11 protein-coding genes and 1 pseudogene are annotated in these 19,450 nt (G+C 44.1%); 7 read left to right on the top strand and 5 right to left on the bottom strand.

Going from position 1 to position 19,450, the window contains the following annotated elements; translation table 11 throughout:
• Nucleotides 1–1,336 precede the first annotated feature (1,336 nt).
• Both MHH86_RS26485 and MHH86_RS26480 read right to left on the bottom strand, forming a co-directional pair.
• The gene (locus MHH86_RS26485; RefSeq protein ID WP_340892893.1) at nucleotides 1,337–3,151 is read right to left on the bottom strand and encodes an exosporium glycoprotein BclB-related protein; all 1,815 of its coding nucleotides are present in this window, start codon (nucleotides 3,149–3,151) and stop codon (nucleotides 1,337–1,339) included.
• A 201-nt stretch (nucleotides 3,152–3,352) separates the two neighbouring features.
• On the bottom strand, nucleotides 3,353–4,345 hold the full coding sequence (locus tag MHH86_RS26480) for a LacI family DNA-binding transcriptional regulator (RefSeq protein WP_342479547.1): 993 nt from the start codon (nucleotides 4,343–4,345) through the stop codon (nucleotides 3,353–3,355).
• Nucleotides 4,346–4,719: 374 nt separating this feature from the next.
• On the opposite strand from MHH86_RS26480, the gene gtfA reads away from it, so the two are divergent.
• The gene (gene gtfA, locus MHH86_RS26475) at nucleotides 4,720–6,162 is read left to right on the top strand and encodes a sucrose phosphorylase (protein ID WP_326046874.1); all 1,443 of its coding nucleotides are present in this window, start codon (nucleotides 4,720–4,722) and stop codon (nucleotides 6,160–6,162) included.
• A gap of 86 nt (nucleotides 6,163–6,248) precedes the next feature.
• Here gtfA and MHH86_RS26470 read toward each other — a convergent pair whose 3' ends face one another.
• A complete protein-coding gene (locus MHH86_RS26470) occupies nucleotides 6,249–8,483 on the bottom strand; it encodes an AraC family transcriptional regulator (protein ID WP_036685380.1) in 2,235 nt (744 codons plus the stop codon).
• A 503-nt stretch (nucleotides 8,484–8,986) separates the two neighbouring features.
• Here MHH86_RS26470 and MHH86_RS26465 point away from each other — a divergent pair.
• The 3 genes from MHH86_RS26465 to MHH86_RS26455 all read left to right on the top strand — a co-directional run bounded on the left by MHH86_RS26465 (nucleotide 8,987) and on the right by MHH86_RS26455 (nucleotide 12,446).
• A complete protein-coding gene (locus MHH86_RS26465) occupies nucleotides 8,987–9,862 on the top strand; it encodes an ABC transporter permease subunit (RefSeq protein WP_143766835.1) in 876 nt (291 codons plus the stop codon).
• 11 nt (nucleotides 9,863–9,873) lie between these two features.
• Nucleotides 9,874–10,767, top strand: coding sequence for a carbohydrate ABC transporter permease (locus tag MHH86_RS26460; RefSeq protein ID WP_036685379.1), 894 nt, complete (start codon nucleotides 9,874–9,876; stop codon nucleotides 10,765–10,767).
• A 68-nt stretch (nucleotides 10,768–10,835) separates the two neighbouring features.
• Nucleotides 10,836–12,446, top strand: a complete 1,611-nt coding sequence (locus tag MHH86_RS26455; RefSeq protein ID WP_143758575.1) for an extracellular solute-binding protein — start codon at nucleotides 10,836–10,838, stop codon at nucleotides 12,444–12,446.
• A 75-nt stretch (nucleotides 12,447–12,521) separates the two neighbouring features.
• Here MHH86_RS26455 and MHH86_RS26450 read toward each other — a convergent pair whose 3' ends face one another.
• Nucleotides 12,522–13,403: an AraC family transcriptional regulator gene (locus MHH86_RS26450; protein ID WP_036685373.1), complete on the bottom strand. Its 882-nt coding sequence runs from the start codon at nucleotides 13,401–13,403 to the stop codon at nucleotides 12,522–12,524.
• 159 nt (nucleotides 13,404–13,562) lie between these two features.
• Here MHH86_RS26450 and MHH86_RS26445 point away from each other — a divergent pair, with 159 nt between their 5' ends.
• From MHH86_RS26445 to MHH86_RS26435, 3 genes are all read left to right on the top strand, one after another.
• The gene (locus MHH86_RS26445) at nucleotides 13,563–14,963 is read left to right on the top strand and encodes an MATE family efflux transporter (RefSeq protein WP_076213680.1); all 1,401 of its coding nucleotides are present in this window, start codon (nucleotides 13,563–13,565) and stop codon (nucleotides 14,961–14,963) included.
• A gap of 1,253 nt (nucleotides 14,964–16,216) precedes the next feature.
• Nucleotides 16,217–16,885, top strand: a complete 669-nt coding sequence (locus tag MHH86_RS26440; protein ID WP_051491378.1) for a DUF3153 domain-containing protein — start codon at nucleotides 16,217–16,219, stop codon at nucleotides 16,883–16,885.
• A gap of 131 nt (nucleotides 16,886–17,016) precedes the next feature.
• Nucleotides 17,017–18,027 carry a ketoacyl-ACP synthase III gene (locus tag MHH86_RS26435; RefSeq protein WP_036685367.1) on the top strand — a complete coding sequence of 337 codons (1,011 nt, stop codon included), beginning with the start codon at nucleotides 17,017–17,019 and terminating at the stop codon, nucleotides 18,025–18,027.
• Between the two features lie 124 nt (nucleotides 18,028–18,151).
• On the opposite strand, the pseudogene MHH86_RS26430 reads toward MHH86_RS26435, so the two are convergent.
• Nucleotides 18,152–19,167 (bottom strand): annotated as a pseudogene (locus tag MHH86_RS26430) (LacI family DNA-binding transcriptional regulator).
• Nucleotides 19,168–19,450 lie beyond the last annotated feature (283 nt).

Genomic DNA, 19,450 nt, shown 5'->3' with positions numbered 1-19,450 from the left:
GTGGAAAAGGGCGTCCCATAGCCAGGGGGAATGAGCTGGCTATGGGACGTCTTTCTGGGTAGAACTTTAGGGAAATTCTCCCTAAAGTGAAGGTGATTATGGCTTCTAGCACGTGAATTAGGGAAATTCTCCCTAAAGTGATAGAAAGCATGGCTCCTAGAACGTGGATTAGGGAAATTCTCCCTAAAGTGAAGGGAATTATGGCTCCTAGAACGTGGATTAGGGAAATCCTCCCTAATAATAGGGTGTTTTTAGCCATAAATGGGTATTTGCATGAATTTTTAGGGAGGATTTCCCTAAAAACCTTATTTTAAAACGATTATCGATGAATATTAGGGAGGATTTCCCTAATATAATGGATATCTAACTAAAGGCTGGCTCATCAGTAGTGAAATCTACGAATGAGCCAGCCTTTGGTATTTTACTAACCGGTGGATGTTGAACATTTACAAGCATATTGTACCTAGAACGCCACTTAATGTCCCTACCCTACCACAGCATCAAATATAGCTCACCCGACGTGGGAAAGAACAGTAGACTCTAAGTAGTGAAGGTAAGAGTATAGAAGGGGCGTAGTAAGCGGTTCACCCGACGTGGGAAAGAACAGTAGACCCTAAGTAGTGAAGGTAAGTGTATGGAAGGGGCGTAGTAAGCAGCTCACCCGACGTGGGAGAGTACGGTAGACCTAAGTAGTTAAGGTAATTGTATAGAGGAAGGCATAGTAAGCGGCTCACCCGACGTGGGAAAGAACGGTAGACCCTAAGTAGTGAAGGTAAGTGTATAGAAGGAGGCGTAGTAAGCAGCTCATCCGACGTGGGAGAGTACGGTAGACCTAAGTAGTTAAGGTAAGTGTATAGAGGGAGGCATAGTAAGCAGCTCATCCGACGTGGGAAAGAAACAGTAGACTCTAAGTAGTGATTGTAAGTGTATAGAAGGAGGTGTAATAAGCAGCGTATCTGCAGCTCCTGATCGAGACCAAAGGAAAGGAAGGTTTCGGTAATAGGGATTCAGCCTCCGGACATGAGTAGGAGAGAAGAAGAGCGGGGAGTGACATTGACAGACTATCGGACTCAAGCGCTCTTATTTGCAACATTTTCCTATTTTTGAGTTGATATTGGACCCCATAGGCGTTATTTGTACAAAATAGACGCTATTGAGCACCATTTCTGCCCAATAGCGCCTCTCAGGTCCGATGATCTCTCTAAACAGGGATAAATTAACGAATAGCGGCAGTTGAGTCCGAAAGATCAAGTAAGTGTACCGTATATTACCAAAAAAGCATCTATCACTCCTTAGAAGGAATGGCAGATGCCTTTTTTTGAATTTGTTTTAATGATTATACAATCGTAAAGCCAGCACTTGCATAACCAGTGACTGTATTTACAAGGGTGAGGCCTGTAGCAGTGGCTGAGAATACCATAAGCAGACGTGTCTGTGGTGTTACAGCAAAATTGATATCATTTGTAATTCCATTGACAAAAGTTCCTAGATTAATAGTACCTGTGATAGGTGGGAGCGCTACTAATGCCCCTGGAATAGCAGTAAATGTGTTATTTGGTGTGGCCGATTGGTACAACTGTGCTGTTACATTTATTGTAGTACCAAGCAGCGATAAAGCTATGGTATTACTGAAATAAGCAGCAAGGGATGTTATCACTCCTGCACGAGGAGTCGAGAATGCAAAGTTGATAAGCGGTCCAAGGAGAGTACCTGTTAAATCAATATTACCGCCAACAAGAGAAATGCCTGTGGCTGAACTTCCGAAGCCTACAAGGCTTGTTGTTCCCACCAAACCACCTAAAACCGTGGTCATAATAATAGGTCCTCCGGATGCCAGCGGAATAATTGCACCGTTACCGGTTGCACCAGTGACTCCGGTAATGCCAGTAGCTCCAACCGCGCCGGGATCACCCGTTGCACCCGTAGCTCCGGCAACGCCGACCGCACCGGGATCACCAGTCGCACCCGTTGCACCCGTAGCTCCGGCAACGCCGACCGCACCGGGATCACCAGTCGCACCCGTTGCACCCGTAGCTCCGGCAACGCCGACCGCACCGGGATCACCAGTCGCGCCCGTTGCACCAGCAGGGCCTGCCAAGCCTGCAGCGCCAGTCGAGCCAGTCGCTCCAGTTGCTCCTACGCCTGGACCCGCTGGTCCTTGCGCACCTGTTGGCCCTTGAATCCCCTGCACACCCTGTGGTCCTTGAGGTCCCATCGCGCCACCAGCGATTAACAAGTAATCTGGTGAACTCCCGGGTATTCCAGTAGGTCCAGAAACGGTAGCAATATAGGTGCTGCCATTGAAGGTTACTACTTGACCTGCTGGATAAGTAGGACTTTGTGCAGGATTAAAGATTACAATCCCTTGCAGCCCTACCCCTTGCGGTCCCTGAGGTCCTTGAAGTCCCGGTGTTCCTTGAGGGCCTTGAGGTCCTTGGGGGCCTGTGGAGCCCCCAGCAATTAATAAATAATCTGGTGAACTTCCAGGTGTTCCCGTTGGTCCCGCAACAGTAGCTATATAGGTACTACCATTGAAGGTTACTACTTGACCGGCAGGATAAGTAGGGCTTAATGCAGGATTAAAAGCAACAATTCCTTGCAGCCCTGCCCCTGTAGTTCCCGTTGCTCCCGGAACCCCCTGAGATCCTTGCGGCCCCTGAGGTCCCTGTGGTCCCTGTGGCCCTTGAGGTCCAGTCACACCTTTAATAGGTAATCCAATTGCTTGTGTAATAGAAGCCTGAATATGTCTGATCTGAATAATCAGCTGATCTTTGCAATTAGGGTCAATCTTCGTGGCGAGAATAAAAGATAATAACTCAGCTAATAGCAGTTGAAGATTAGTGCCAACGCTTACGACTGAGAAGGGACTGACTTCGGTCGATACAATGGTTATCTCTACTACAGAAAGTAGCTCAGTTCTAAAAGGGCTGCATAACTTAGAAGTATGCAAGAATTCCAATAGCTCTCTTAACACTCTTTGGAGATTGACAATATGAAGTGTTGTGGGATTCGTAAGTACGGGGGGTACCACTGCAGAGAGATCAGTGACTATTTTTAATAGTGCGTTACACTCCCTCTTTCTAATAGGACTGCTGATCCTTCCATGCTTGTTTAGGATAGCATCGCCTTTAAATGGTCTGTAATCAGGCATATTTCTATATCTCCTCCTTGAACTTCTCCTGTTCATTCCTTTAAAAAATGGGAACCTGCCCAATCAGCATATTCTGAGAAGCGGAAGTTGTTACAATAATTGCCCTGAAAGCCGTTATTCCTGAAAGTCGTTATTAATGAAGCAATACAAAAAAAGGAAGGCCACCGCTAATTACGGTAGTCTACCTTTTTAATAGATACGTTAAGTAGTCTCTCCTTTAATAAGAGTTACGTCTACAGTAGTGTTGTTGATTAGCTCTCCGTCAGCACTTTCGATCATTTGCAGGAGAGTATTGGTCAGCATGACCCCGATCCGATCACTAGGTTGCATTATGGTAGTCAATTTAGGACTCTGAAGCATGCGGGTAAAGCTGTGGTAATCATAACCGATGATTTTCAGTTGCTCGGGCACTCGAATGCCTTGCTGTTCAGCATAAATGTATAAAGCATAAGCCACAATATCATTACTGCAAAATACTCCATCATATTCTCGAAGTTGGGCTGGAGAGATATTTTCGGTGACAAAGGACCAAAAATAATCAAAGGTAAGCTTATTATGCGCACCTTCGATAATATCGTAGGTTACACCATGTTTCATACTAGTGATGACAAAAGCATCCCGACGACGATTCGCTAGAATATCCAGATCTAGCGGGCCGGAGATATGTAGCAACCGTTTACAGCCCAGCTGTATCAAATGTTCGGTAGCTAGCTCACCACCGCGGTAATTATCCGATCCCACACAAGGAATGTTGGAGGAAATAAAACGGTCAAAAGAGACAATAGGGAAAGGGACCTTTTTATAGCTTTCAATATTCATGGTGTGGCTGCACATGATAATGCCATCTACTTGATTCTGGCGAAGCATGCTAATATAGTTGGCTTCTTTCTCAGGATCGTCAAGAGAATTGCATATTAGCAATTTATAGTTTTTTTCATTAGCACTCATTTCAACATACTTGATGAGATCGGAAAAGAAAGGGTGGTTCGAATCTGGAACAATAATCCCAATAAAAAGGGATTGATTCTTCTGTAAGGCTCTGGCGATTTGATTAGGATGATAATCTAAGGCGTCCATCGCTTGTTCAACTTTTTTACGCGTCTCTTTGCTGATATATCCCCGGTTGTTCATTACTCTGGACACGGTAGCTACAGCAACGCCCGCTTCCTTGGCAACATCTTTAATACTTGCCATACCCTCATCCCCGTTTCATAAAATGCTCTAATCTATATTCTACAACGTTTCTTGGATTGTTGACACTAATCAAGACTAACAATTGTAAAAGCATAGATTGTTTTTGATAGTTATAATAGGTATGTTATACGTTACCACAAAATATTCAGGTATAATATTAAATATCAATAATTTTGTCTATATTATATGAATATAATTATATGAAAACGTTTGACATATTATTTGCGCATCTATAAAATTGGTTTTGAATAAACGTTCATCTAGGGAGGAACAGGATTCTTAGGAGAACGCTTTCATTAAATTACATTAGTTTGATGATTTCTCTGACTTATGAAGCAAGAGTGTATAAATTGAAATAGAAGGAGAACTCCAATATGCAGATTAAAAATGAAGCTATGCTTATCACTTACGCAGATAGCATGGGAAACAATTTAAAAGAACTAAACGAAGTACTGGATACACACTTGCAAGGAGTCGTGGGTGGGGTTCATTTATTGCCGTTTTACCCCTCTTCGGGCGACCGGGGATTTGCCCCGATGGATTACACCAAGGTTGACTCAGCTTTTGGCGACTGGGCGGAAATTGAACAGATGAGCCAGAAGTTCTACATGATGTATGATTTCATGATCAATCACATTTCACAGCAGTCTCCATACTTTCAAGATTTCCTTGAGAAGAAGGATGAATCGGAATATAAGGATTTATTCATTCGTTACAAGGATTTCTGGCCTAACGGTGAACCAACTGAGGTTGATGTGGATTTAATTTATAAACGTAAACCGCGGGCGCCATACGTAGAGGTTACTTTTAAAGATGGGACGAAGGAAAAGGTTTGGTGTACGTTTGATGAGCAGCAGATTGATCTGGACGTGACTACGGAAACTACGAAGAAATTCGTGAAAGACAATCTGACCTTTCTTGCTGATAAAGGAGCATCGATTATCCGGCTGGACGCTTTTGCCTATGCCAACAAAAAGATCGGTACCAACTGCTTTTTCGTAGAACCGGATATTTGGGAAATGTTGAATTTGTCTAAAGAAGTAGTAGAACCTTATGGCGTAACTGTTCTTCCGGAAATCCATGAGCATTACAGCATTCAATTGAAGATTGCAGACAAGGATTATTATGTCTATGATTTTGCCCTGCCAATGTTGGTATTACATGCTCTGTATAGTGGAAAAGTAAATCGGCTTGCGCATTGGCTGGAAATCTGTCCGAGAAAACAATTCACTACCCTGGATACGCATGACGGCATCGGCGTAGTGGATGTTAAGGACCTGATGACCGACGAAGAAGCTGAAATGACCAGAGAAAGCCTATATAGCCAAGGAGCGAATGTTAAGAAAAAATATAGCTCCGCCGCTTATAATAATCTGGATATTTATCAAATTAACTGCACTTATTATTCTGCACTTGGCAATGATGATCAGGCATATCTTTTGGCCAGAGCTATTCAGTGCTTCGCCCCTGGTATTCCACAGATTTATTATGTAGGTCTATTCGCTGGCGAGAATGATATTGAGCTGCTCGAAAGCACAAAAGAAGGACGCAATATTAACCGCCATTATTATTCTAAAGATGAAATTGCTGCTGAGGTACAACGTCCTGTTGTTCAAAAGCTGTTCGCATTGTTAAAATTCAGAAATAGCTGTCCAGCTTTTGATGGTGAGATCAAGATTGAACAAGGTAGTGAGAATGAGCTGAACATCACTTGGAAAAATGAGAACAGTGTGGCGAAGCTTGAAGCGAATCTGTTGACCAAAGAATACACCATTCTTGCAGGTGAGAATGAAGCAAATATTGCGAAGGTATTTTAATATTTCATATGATATCGATGGGTGTTCCAAAGGCTGGGTTAATGGCTGCTGGAACACCCTTCTTTTTGGGGGATAGGTGATTCATGTTATGAACTGTTTTTGGTCCGTCTGAATTCTATTGGTGTAAGGCTGAAGTTGCGTTTGAACATCCGGTGGAGATAAGAACTGCTGGTGAAGCCAGTTACTTCAGCAATATCCGATACCGACAAATCACTCTCTACAAGCAGGCGGCAAACTTCCTTCATCCGTACCTCCATGATGACATCCACAATAGTGGTTAGGGTCTGCTGCTTATAAAGTCTGCTGACATAAATCGGAGACATATTAAGTTCATCCGCGATTTGGTTCAGACTTAGGCAAGGGTCCATGTAAGATTGCTGAATGGTTTGGTTGATTTGCCGGATTAGATCGCTTTGCTTGGAGCTGCGCTTATCCGCTTGGAATTCCTGAATATGATCGAAAAGCTGGTAAAAAGCCGCTTCAAATTCTTCTATCGTTTCATAATGTTCAAGCGAAGGCATCACCATCATCCCTTCGGTGGAGGTAGGACTAAGCTTCTTGATGTTATCGACGATTCGTTTAATCGTTAGCGTCACCCTTGAAACAGTAAGTTCCAGCACATGATAGGGATATTGCTCCATTTCACGTACCATTTCGGAGAAGTGACTGCGGGCTTCGTCTGTTCTGCCACTTGTGAGCGCATCGACCAGCTTTTTCTCGCTGTCAGCCGGATAGGAGTAAAGATTGTTCTGAAGCTCGCTAATGCGCTCAGCATTGATCAAGCTGCCATGACCATAAAACAGTCTATGTTTGGAAGCTTCTCTGGCCTGACTGTACAGCCGGTTTAGTACATCAGGATTATCACTGATGGGGCTGTACACTAACGACAGTCCGATTTTTAGATAATCACAGCAGGCCACGCGGATCTGCCGCAGCAGCACTTCAATCAGCTCGGTATCCAGATGTTCAGTGGAGGTCATGCTGCTAAGCAACATGACCACGCTATCGTCATTCATATCTACAGTTTCCACCTGATAAGTCTGTCCACAGATCTCTGAGGCAATATTCATGATGGCAAACTTGTACGGAAGCAGATAAGAGCCTCGTTCCTTTCGCAGAGCTTCGTACTCATCAATGCGTAGTAATACTAGCCGGTAGCCCTCGTTTAAATTAAAAGAAATACCCAGCTGTTGAACATCATTTTGCCGGCTGTTATGAGGAGATTTAATGCCAAGCACCAGATTGCGTAATGAATTCTGCCTGATCGTGAACATGGTGTTGCGTTTATCTGCCTCAAGGGTGTTCATTCGGCTTACGATCGAATCAATCGGCAGATAAAGCCGTTTGGACAGTACTCTAGAAATAACAAGACCGAACAATAGAATAATTATAGAAATCAGAAGTGTAGTATTGCGGATATGATTGGTCTGTTCAGTAATCACCTCATAAGGAGTAATGCGCACATATTGCCAGCCAAGCGAATCGGGCGAAGTATAGGACACCAGTGATTTATTCCCTCTAAAAGGGGCAGTAAAATAGCCGGCAGAGCGTGCTTTTACTTGATGCTCCAGCCAACTGTTTTCATCCCCGGAGAGCTTCTCCAGTGTCAGCTTATTCCCCGACAGAAAACGGCCTTGGTCATCTAAAATGTAGGTACTGCCACTACCGGGTGTATTGCCGTTAGCCAGTTCTTTATTGATCCAAGCCGCGGATATGTTAACAATAACCGCAGAGTTAATAGAGCGGTCCCAATTGATGGCATCATAGCAGAGGTAAGTATAGACTGAGATGGTTTTCTTCTCAGGTTCATTTATGGAATAGGTTCGCGGAATCGGCGTGAATGTTTTGTAATCCTGATAATGATTCAGCATCTGAATAATTTCAGTGTCCACCAGTTCGCGGGTGGTGAATACGCCATTCTGGCCCTGTGCTGCCGAAATATAAACCGTGTCATTATTCGGATTATATACATAGATGGATTCAATATAGGGCATGGAATTTAAGTAGTTTCCGAGATCGGACATCGCTGCGGTTACCTCATAAATAGAAGGCTTGTTGTAGAACAACAGATGAGAAATCGTGCTGGTTCGATACAGTTGAAATGAAAGCGTTTGCGCGACTTCAGCCATGTTGACTACTTTTTTGCCGGTCTGGGTCAGGTCCCTTAGATCGGAGCGGAAGGTTTGCGTCTTCTCGACACCGATGTAGTACGTATAGTAAACAAAAGTAGAGATAAGAAGGGTTAACGATATGCACAGGGTTATGGTAGTGAGCAGCTTGCCATACAGTAGTCTTTTTCTCCGTAGATCATTATTCTTCATACCGTCCCCCCTGATCATCATATGACTTACTCGGACAAGACTCTGGATGAATTCATATTATGAAGTTCCTTTATTATAAGTCCCCAAGAGTGAACGGAACAGTGGAGCAACCTTATAATCCTGCATTTTTCCAATCTGAAGGGAGTGAACAAATTAAATATTCATGTACAAAACAGCCTTTTCTACAAGGATTATACGGGGTTAGCGAAGCTTGAGAAGCTCTGTGGGTCTCCGAAGACTTTTACATAAACATCCTGATTGTTCAGTTCCTGTTTCGCCAGTTTGTGCAGTAAGGCTTGTAAGCTTCACTTCTGTGTTCAGAAGAATCCCCCTATAGTGGAATTATGCAGTTTCTATATTAAGGGGAGTGAGAGATCTTGAGCCAAACCTCATCCAAAGGAATTTCAAACGTCGAACTTGGCATCCAGGCTGATGGTAGAGCACGCTTACGAACGACAAGAAAGAAGAAAGGATTGTTGTATGAGCTGGTGCACAATCGGGTAATGTTTCTGATGCTGCTGCCCACCTTGGTCTTTTTTCTGGTGAATTCCTATTTTCCAATGGTAGGCATTTATTATGCGTTCACTCAATTCGACTTCAACAGCAGTATGTTCAATTCCAATTTTGTCGGGTTGCAGAATTTCGAGTTCCTCTGGAGATCCGGTACGCTGGTGAAGCTCACGATGAACACGATAGGATACAATATTGCTTTTATTGTACTAGGGAATGTGCTGGCAATTGTCTGTGCGATCCTGCTGAGTGAGCTCAATGGAAAATGGTTTAAAAAGATTAGCCAATCGGTAATGTTTCTGCCTTACTTTGTATCCTTTGTAATTCTCAGTGTAATTGTCTACAACTTGTTTAATTATGACAGCGGTTTCTTGAATACAATACTTACCCAATTTGGCCTTGATCCGGTCGACGTTTACAGTAAACCTTGGGCATGGATCTTTCTGATCATTATCTTTTATCTATGGAAAAATCTTGGCTACAGTATGGTGATTTATCTGGCGGCGATTACGGGGATTAGTGACGAATATTATGAAGCGGCCAAAATTGATGGCGCTAATATTTTCCAGCGGATTTGGTATATAACGGTGCCGATGCTCAAATCAACCTTTGTGGTGCTGCTGCTCTTTGCGCTCGGCAGTATTATGAAGGGCCAGTTCGATCTTTTCTATCAATTAATAGGCAATAACGGGCTGCTCTACAATACGACGGATATCCTTGATACCTATGTATACCGTTCGCTTAAAGTAACCTTTGATGTGGGCATGGCAACGGCTGCCGGGGTTTATCAATCCTTGTTCGGCTTCGTCCTCATTATGACGGTCAACTATATTATCCGCAAAATAAACGATGACTACGCCCTGTTCTAGGAGGATAAGGAATGAAAATTCAAAAGGATAAATATACGCGAATGCTTCATTGGATTGCCTATGTGGTCATTATTGGCCTGTCGATCGCTTGCCTGCTGCCCTTTTTGCTAATTATCTCTGCGTCTTTGACCAGCAATGAGTCCATTATTCGCGATGGCTATCATCTGATACCGGCACAGTTCTCACTGGAGGGCTACAAGACGGTATTCATCTTCCCGGATGAGGTGCTGCGGGCATATGCGGTCACAGTCAGCACAACTGCGATTGGAACGGTAATGGGACTTTTTTTCATGACTATGGCCGGTTATGTACTGGCGCGTAAAGATTTCAAATATCGAAATAGCTTTTCCTTCTATATATACTTTACGACTTTGTTTGGGGGAGGACTTGTCCCGTGGTACATCATGATTACGAAATACCTCGGCCTGCTGGATTCCTATGCGGTACTGGTGCTTCCAGGTCTGATGACGCCATTTTTGATCATTTTAATGAAAAACTTCATCAAATCTGCAGTTCCTGAGGAATTATTCGATTCTGGCAAAATAGACGGGGCTGGTGATTTCCGGATTTACTGGCAGATTGTACTCAAGCTTTCCATGCCGGGCATCGCTACAGTCGGTTTGTTTCTGGCTTTGTATTACTGGAATGACTGGTTCACCTCTTCCCTGTTCATCAATGATACGCATAAATATCAGCTGCAGTTCTATCTGTACAATGTTATTAATTCAGCACAGTTTATCGCACAGATGGGGGCGGGAACCGGGGTGTCACTGGCTACGGAGGTCCCTGCTGAGTCTACCAAAATGGCGATGGCAATTGTCGTGACGGGACCTATTCTTTTTCTGTACCCGTTCGTTCAGCGTTATTTTGTCAAAGGCCTAACCATCGGCGCTGTGAAAGGTTAGAACCGCAACCTGCCCACTACCGGGTTAAGGTACAGTCGGCTAACATAGAAGCATAGTGAAAAGGGAGGATTCAGATGAATAAACAACGGGGCAAACGCATGTCTATTCTGCTTACGTCAGTATTGGGCTTGACGCTGCTGGCAGGCTGCGGGGGGAATTCTAATTCTGCAAACGGAGACAATTCGGCGGTAAAAGAGAGCAATAGCGGAGGAAACACAGCACAAAGTACGAACGCAGTTACTGAGGAGAAGACCGGACTGGACACTTCCAAAAAGGTCGAGCTGCAATTCTATATGCTAGGCGATGCGCCGAAGGATCTCTCAAGCATTGAAGCCGAAATTAACAAAATGGCTGAAGAGGATCTGAATGCAACCGTTAAATTCAATTATACAACCTGGACAGATTGGGATCAGAAATATAAGCTGCTGCTGTCGTCGGGTCAATCGATTGATTTGATCTTCACTGCGGACTGGACACAATATCAGGCTTATGCGAAAAAGGGAGCTTTTTTGGCTATAGATGATCTGCTGCCAAAAGCTGCCCCAGAACTCCAGCAATTCGTACCACAGGAAATGTGGGATGCCGTGAAGATTGATGGCAAGATTTACACCGTTCCTGCGACTTATAAGGAGTATGTAACGAATGGCTTCGTATGGCGTGAGGATCTGCGCAAGAAATACAATCTGCCTCAGCCGACAGATCTGGCTAGCTATGAAGCATACATGGAAGGAATCAAGAAAAATGAACCGCAGATGTCGCCGGCTTCTTTTAACAGTGATGTAAGAGGTAACATTCATGATGTATATTCAACACTTACCGCACAGGTCGGCAGTCCGCTGCCTTACGGTATTGGTATTAAGTACGATGATCCTTCAAAAGCTTATCTCTATTGGGGCTCGGAGGAACATAAAGAAGAGCTGCTGACGATGAGACGCTGGCAGGAAAACGGATTGATTTCCAAAAACGTCCTGAACTTAAAGGATACCATCCAGGCGCCGATTATCGCGGGCAAGGCAGCAAGCATCTTCGGAGATAATCCGACTCGCTTCAACGATACGTTGATGAAGGTGAAAGCAGCACATCCGGATTGGGATCTAGGTTACTATCCTTATGGCAATACCATTGGTTATGCAACACCAGTTCATCCTATTCATAATGGTTTCGCCATTCCGAAGAGCAGCAAGAACCCTGAACGTGCGCTGGCCTTCTATGAAAAGATGGTCATGGATAAACGTTACAACCAACTCACACAATACGGTGTGGAAGGAAAGAACTATAAAATTGATGCGAACGGCTACTATGAACTTATTGGAGATGCTTCAACAAACGGTTTTACACGCGAGGGAATGAATGGTTGGGCTTGGCGGAATCCGGAGTTCATGTTGTTTGATAAATCCTATGACGGCGTGAAGGAAATCTTCGCTGAGCTCGACAAAATTCAGAAGCCGGATATTTTCACGGGTTTTGCTGAGGATTATACCTCCTATCAGGCGGAAAAAGCAGCACTAGAGCAGGTGGAAAAGCAATACCTGTATCCATTGCAAGCTGGATTAGTAGAGGATGTTGATGCGGGTTTAGCCACCTTTATGGAAAAGGCTAAGCAAGCAGGCCTTGAGAAAATCCAGACCGAATATATCAAGCAATGGGACGCTTATGTGCAGGAGAAGGGTTTGAAATAATAAAAGTAGCAAGGGATGTTCCCTAAGCCAAATGGGGAGCATCCCTTTTTTTGTGTTTTTTAGAGTCTTCAGGATCTACGAAAAGCGTTGGCGGAATTCCCGCGGAGTGGTCCCTTCTATTCGAATAAAGCTGGAGCTGAAGTAAGGGGCCTGATTGAAGCCGACTTCCTCGGCTATACGGGCAATCGTGTAGCTGGTCTGCATCAGCAAAAGTTTACTTTGCTGAATTCGATAATGCAGCAGATATTCCATCGGCGCACAGCCGTATTCCTTCTTCATGCAACGAGCGATATATACAGGGTGAAAGCTTAGGCTTTCCCCTAGCTGCTGCGCAGTGATGTGCTCACGAAAATGGCTGCGTAAATAGGAGGCCGCTTGCTCTGCACATGTTTTGGAGGGCGAGGGGCGCTCATGGCTGAGGGAGGCGGATAACTGCTGAATAACCTCCTGAAACAACAGCTGCTGCTGAAATGGAGTATCGCTTAAATGGGAATTAGGCACAAGCTGATTCAGCTGTGAGAGCAGCTCTTCTATCTTGGACGGCTGCAGCAGAGTCGTATACTGAGGCAGGCGTAAGCTAAACGGCCGGATATCAAATTCGTCAGATTGCAGGGAGTTCTCTATTTTGACGTTGTCCTTCTCAAGCGCAGCAGCCGTATCCTCGGTCATATTCCATTCACCCACCGTTTGAAAATGCAGCCAATAATAAGAGGTGGATTCCTTGCAGCTGTCCGTACTGAAATGATGGCTGTCTGGACGAAGCAAGAGCGCCTGACCCGCTTTTACTTGAAAAGGGAGTCCGCCTTCACTCATATATAAACAGCCTTGTTTAACTACAAGCAAATCGAACACCCGGGTATTATGGCGGCTCATATGATAATGGCCGGGGGAGAAAGTATGGAATCCGCTTACAATGTAGTACAGCAACGGAGGAACGGTGAAGTTCAAGATGTTCATGTCAGAAGCTCCTTTTAGTGAGGTTGGAATAATGTAATAATTGGTTTGAAATCTGTACCATCATCCAAAGTATATCATCTATAATTTAGTCTGACCTAATGAATAAAGATGTTATTTTTTAGGCTAAGTCTGTAGGCATGGTTTACGAGGAGGGTTTGTATAGTGAAAAAAGAAAGACAGGGTTTTGGACTCTGGGTATTGGCTTGGCCTATATTTATAGAGGTATTTCTACAGACTCTGCTGGGTACGGTAGATACATTAATGGTCAGCCGTATCTCTGATGATGCAGTCGCCGTAGTCGGCATTTCCAATCAATTGTTCGGTGCATTGACCACGCTTTTTACAACATTTGCGGGTGGAGCGGGGATTCTGATCGCACAGAGAATGGGCTCCAAACGTTTTGGTGAAGCACGCACGATTGCTATTATGGGAGTATCGGTTAGCCTCGTGTTGGGGATTGTCGTGAGTATTGTGTTGTTTTTCTATGCGGGCCCTATTGGTGGGGTTCTAAATATAGCACCTGAGCTATTGTCACTTTCCAATGTCTATATCTCCTACGTCGGCGGTGGACTTTTTATGGTCGGGATGATCGCTTCCCTCGGTACCGCTATCCGTAACACAGGGAATACCAAAGGACCGATGTACACAGGGATTATAATCAATGTCATCCATATTATTCTGAACTATATTTTTATATTTGGTGTATTCGGTCTGCCACAGCTAGGCCTTGCGGGCATCGCGATCTCCAGTATTATCAGTAGACTGGTCGGAGTGATTATTCTCTACTCCTTATTCCGGCGTTCTTTCGAGATCAAGGTTAGACTTAGAGATTTCCGCATATTCAATGGCAAGCTGTTCAAGCAAATTTTGAAGATTGCCTGGCCTCTCGGGATCAATTCTTCCTGTTGGGTATTCTCCCAGCTTATTGTATATTCCTTTCTGGCTGCACTTGGAGCCGAAGCGTTAGCAGCACGCACGTATCTTAATACCTTGGAGTCCTTTTGCTTCACACTTGGTTATGCTTTTGCGCTGGCGGGGCAGATACAGATTGCTCATTTATTTGGAGCAGGCAAATTGAAAGAAGCTTATCGCAGTGCGTATCGTACACTCTTTATTGGTTTGAGCATTGTGTCAGCTAACATGCTGTTACTATTCCTGTTCGGAAAACAGCTGCTCGGTTATTTCACATCTGATCCGAAGATTATTGCGATCGGGGTTTCTTTGTTAGCTCTAAATCTATTGCTCCAGCCCTCCAAAATGCTGAATATGGCCCTCGGCAACGCGCTGAATGCCATCGGGGATACGCGTTATACGATGTATACTTCCATCGTGTCTATGTCCCTCATTGGCGTGGGCTGCTCCTATTGGTTAGGAATCAGCGTCGGCTGGGGACTTATGGGTATCTATTGTTGTATGATAGCCGACGAATTGGTGAGAGGCTTGCTTGTTCTGGCGCGCTGGAGGGGGCGAAAGGTTCTCCGCCAAGCGGATATCGGCTTGAGTGAAGAGAATGCTTCACTACATGGAGCCGGGAAAAGAAGCACCTCGTTAACCACATAAGCGGGACTCTATAAGCCTAGCTTGATGGGCAATGGAGTGGTTTAAGAGTCGGACGTTGTTTGTTGAGTAGTGTTTGTTGCGGCAGTAGGGCGGAGTAAGCGGTAGTAGTGCTGCAGTAGTGCGATAGTAGGGCGATAGTAGGGCGATAGTAGGGCGGCTGCAGGAGAGCGGTAGTTGGGCGGTTACGGGAGGACAGGTGCTTTCGAACTCAGATGCCGCTATTTGCTAATTTAGAGCCTTTTACGGGTAGTTTCGGACTGGAGAGGCGCTATTCCTCGTAAATTGGCTCATAATGGGGTGATTTTGAGGCAATAGTGACTCTGGAGTCCGATAGCTTATGAAAAGAGACGTTTGTGCGGAAATAGCGACTCTGGAGTCCGAAAGCGACTTTGAAAGTCCAAGTAACATTAAGCATCCGAGTAACGTCGAGCACTCTAGGTAACATTAAGCATCTTGAGAAGCGCCGAGCACTTCAAGTAACATTAAGCATCCCGAGTAACGTCGAGCACTCTAGGTAATGATGAGCACTTCAAGTAACAATGATCATCCCGATTAAACAAGAGCAACTCTGCGGCTCGAAAATTGATTAGTTTAGGGGCAGTAGGGCGGTTACGGGAGCTCTGGCGTTGTGCTTTCGGACTCAGCTGCAGCTATTTGCCGGTTTAGGTCCTTTTTTGGATAGTTTCGGACTGGAGAGGCGCTAATCCTCGTAAGTTGGCTCATAATGGGGTGATTTTGCGGCAATAGTGACTCTGGAGTCCGATAGCTCATGAAAAGAGGTGTTTGTGGGGAAATAACGGCTCTGGAGTCCGAAAGCGACTTTGAAAGTCCAAGTAACACCGTGCACCCAAGCGACAATAAGCACTCCGAATAATATTGAGCATCCCGAGTAACGTCGAGCACTCCAAGTAACAATGAGCATCTTGAGTAACAATAGGCACTCCAAGTAACATTGAGCATCGTATGAACAACTAGCGTTCGAAGTAACATTACGTGTGCTGTTTTTATGAAAGAGGTTACCTCATGAGTAGAAATGATTACTTCTGTGAGGGCCTCTTTTTTATGCGCGTATAAAGTTTAAGTTTGACGGTTCTCAAATTTGATTATTCATTCATATAGAGTTTGATTCTATGATATAAATGAGTTAGCCTTTATAGAATGGGTAGCCGTTATATAAATACATGTTACTGAAGGGTTTGAGGGAAATGTTGTTGTCAAAATGGAGAGGGTTTTCGTTACTAGGGCTGCTCTTAATGCTTGTACTATTATCAGGCTGTTCTAAAGGCACTGCTCATGTCACAGTGAATAAGAACGGAAGCGTAGATATTGCAGTGAACATGAAAGTGAATTCGCGTGCAGAAGCGTTGATTAGCGGAAAAATGGAAGATGCTCTGGTAAACAAACTTAAGGATCAGGGGATTGAGCTAGAGAAAAGCCAAGATGGAAAATCTACAGTCTATGAATTCGTGAAATCTTATGCCTCTTTTGAGGATATGAAAGCACTTTCTGGTGACTTGGATATTGTGGACCTGAAATTAGATACCAAAGATAATTGGTTTTATACCAAATATGACGTTGAGGCGAAGCCCAAATTAAATAGCTACATAGACACCATAATGGATAATATGGGATCGCTCAGTTTATCGAAGCCGATTATTCGGGCTTTTTTGCAAAACATGGCTTTCGACTTTAAATTAACGTTACCTGTGGATCTATATGGAGACAATAATGCAAATGTGGAGGACGGCAGAACCCTTACTTGGAATGTTACACTAGCGGATACAGAGCCAATTCAAATGCAGGTTTATGTGCCTAATGTATGGAATATCGTGATTGTGCTTATCATTTTAGTGGTGGTTATTGCAACTGCGATTATATTGTTCGTCAGAAAAAGAAAGCAGCGTAATAGGAAACGTTTCTAAGTGGGTTCGTAAGGTTTCGGAAGTGCCGGGAAGCTAGGATGCTTTACCGGCCTTCTTTACTTTTTAGCAGGCACAGAGTTATAATTAGTACCAAGTACTAATATCAGATACTAATTGAAGAGGTGATTGGAATGACAGGTGCAAAAATTACCGCTATCGGAACCTATGTCCCAGCCAAAAGACTGACTAATGCCGATCTGGAGCAGATCGTAGATACAAATAATGAATGGATTGTGCAACGGACCGGAATCCGTGAGCGCCGAATTAGTCGGCAGGATGAGTATACAAGTGATTTATGTGCAGCAGCTGTGCAGGATCTTATGACTCGTTATGGAAAAAGCGTTCAGGATGTCGATATGGTCCTGGTAGCTACGAGTACACCTGACTTTTCCTTTCCCTCAGTAGCTTCTTTGATTCAAAATCGTTTTAACATTCCGCAGACTGCTGGTGCTATGGATTTGAGTGCAGCATGCGCAGGTTTTGTCTATGCACTGCATACTGCTCACAGTTATGTGGCTTCAGGAATGCATCGCAAGGTACTGGTTATTGGTGCGGATACGATCTCCAAGATTACGGATTATACTGACCGCAGTACATGTATTCTTTTTGGGGATGGCGCTGGAGCAGTGCTTGTGGAAAGTGATGAGCAGACGACGGGATTTTTAGGCTTCCAGCTGGCAAGTGATGGCGGTGGGGCACATCATGTTTACCGTACGGGGCTTGCCCATACTGTAAACAATATTGAGCTGGTAGATACACAAATGCTGGTACAGAACGGACGAGAAGTGTTTCGCTGGGCGGTCAGAACGGTTCCTTTAGGTGTGCAACAGCTGCTAGAAAAAGCGGAGGTAGGTCTGGAGGAAGTAGACTGGTTTATTCCACACAGCGCTAATATGCGGATGATTGAGCCAATTTGCGAGCGATTAAATTATCCGCTGGAGCAGGTGCTGCACAGTCTTGTGAATTTCGGCAATACATCTGCTGCCACGATTCCTTTAGCACTCGATTTGGGCATCCGCGAGGGCAAGGTACAAAATGGACAAAAGATCCTGATGTATGGTTTTGGTGCCGGATTAACCCAGGCAGGACAATTGATTGAGTTGAATTTGGATCATCAGGTAGGGATACCTACTCCATATTAAGAGGTGGAGTTCGGCCAGCTAGAGACCAATGAAGATAGATAACGAAACATTTTCGATAATCAATAAAAAGACAACGCCGTTTGCGGAAACCCGCTTACATAAGTTGTCTTTTTTTGTTGATTAACTAAGTATTTAATTGACTGCCACAGGATTCACGCACAATAAGCACAGGCTCCACTACAAATGATCCACCGCCAGACTGATTGTTAATCAAGTCATAGAGCATATGGGCAGCGAGGATGCCAAGCCGTTCTTTGTTCTGGCGGATGGTCGACAGTTTTGGACTGGTATATTTACAGGCTTCAATGTCGTCACATCCGATAATGGCAATATCTTCAGGTACGCTGAGACCGTGTTCTTTCAAAGCCCGGATGGCTCCCAGAGCCAGCAAATCAGAAGCCGCAAAAATGGCTTTTGGTAAATTTCCGGCTTGAATTAATTGCTGCATAGCCGTATAACCGCTGGGCTCAAAGAAATCGTCGCCATGAACAAACCACTGACGGTTCAAAGTGAGGCCGAAGCTTTCAATAGCTTTGACATATCCGGATTCCCGCAGGTTAGAAATATCTGAATCCGCTGCACTTCCGATAAATCCAAGTTCTCTATAGCCAAGCAGATAAAAATGCTCCACGACCTTGGAAGAAACCTGAAAGTTATCTGACATCACAAAGCCGGATTTTTTGCCCTTTAGCTCAAGGTCGACCCCGATACAAGGAATACTGCTCATATCCAGATCGCGGATGGTAGGCTCCATCTTTTGCCCGGAAATAATGACACATCCATCCACATTAAAATGAACAGATCGAGCGAAATAATCGCCGCTGCTGATGAATTTCTCGTTGGAAAAGAAAATGAGATCGTAGCCCAGAACGCCCATCTGCTTTTTAAAAGAATTTAGCACTTCTACGAAAAAGGGATGTGTAAATTCGACATTAAGCTCGCCAGCAAAAATAACCCCGATCAGATTCGACTTCTTAGTTGCGAGTGTCTTGGCGGAGTTGGAAGGTGAGTATCCGGTTTGTTCGATGATTTCCAAAACTCTTTGCTTGGTCTTTTCGGAAACATCACTGTAATTGTTCATAATTTTCGAAACAGTCGAGACAGAAACGCCGCCATTTCGGCAATCATTTTGATATTCATAGTTAATAATGCCACCCTCCGCTAAATCGTTGAAATTTGAGAAAAAGACTGTTCTAGAGCGGTTATTTGCGAGTTATTATGAATAGGGTGAATGAAAATTCAATTATTTTCAGTCTATTATTATTGCCGAAACAAGTCAAATATATATTTCACTATGCAGATTTACTCCAAAATAATCTATGTAAAAAAATTCAAAATTACATCTTTACAAAAATAGAAAACTAAGCAACAATAGCATTGTCGAAACCGATTTCGATTTTTCGCTTGAATTACGAATATTACG

Origin of the sequence: Paenibacillus sp. FSL F4-0097 (genome assembly GCF_038593125.1) — a bacterium.
Lineage (GTDB): Bacteria > Bacillota > Bacilli > Paenibacillales > Paenibacillaceae > Paenibacillus_AQ > Paenibacillus_AQ odorifer.
Note: the sequence above shows the minus strand (reverse complement) of the source record. Positions and strands in the feature narration are given on the sequence as shown.

Coding starts and splice junctions, on each gene's coding strand:
- MHH86_RS26485 (WP_340892893.1), bottom strand. CDS start 3,151: ATGCCTGATTACAGACCATTTAAAGGCGATGCTATCCTAAACAAGCAT.
- MHH86_RS26480 (WP_342479547.1), bottom strand. CDS start 4,345: ATGGCAAGTATTAAAGATGTTGCCAAGGAAGCGGGCGTTGCTGTAGCT.
- gtfA (WP_326046874.1), top strand. CDS start 4,720: ATGCAGATTAAAAATGAAGCTATGCTTATCACTTACGCAGATAGCATG.
- MHH86_RS26470 (WP_036685380.1), bottom strand. CDS start 8,483: ATGAAGAATAATGATCTACGGAGAAAAAGACTACTGTATGGCAAGCTG.
- MHH86_RS26465 (WP_143766835.1), top strand. CDS start 8,987: ATGTTTCTGATGCTGCTGCCCACCTTGGTCTTTTTTCTGGTGAATTCC.
- MHH86_RS26460 (WP_036685379.1), top strand. CDS start 9,874: ATGAAAATTCAAAAGGATAAATATACGCGAATGCTTCATTGGATTGCC.
- MHH86_RS26450 (WP_036685373.1), bottom strand. CDS start 13,403: ATGAACATCTTGAACTTCACCGTTCCTCCGTTGCTGTACTACATTGTA.
- MHH86_RS26440 (WP_051491378.1), top strand. CDS start 16,217: ATGCTTGTACTATTATCAGGCTGTTCTAAAGGCACTGCTCATGTCACA.
- MHH86_RS26435 (WP_036685367.1), top strand. CDS start 17,017: ATGACAGGTGCAAAAATTACCGCTATCGGAACCTATGTCCCAGCCAAA.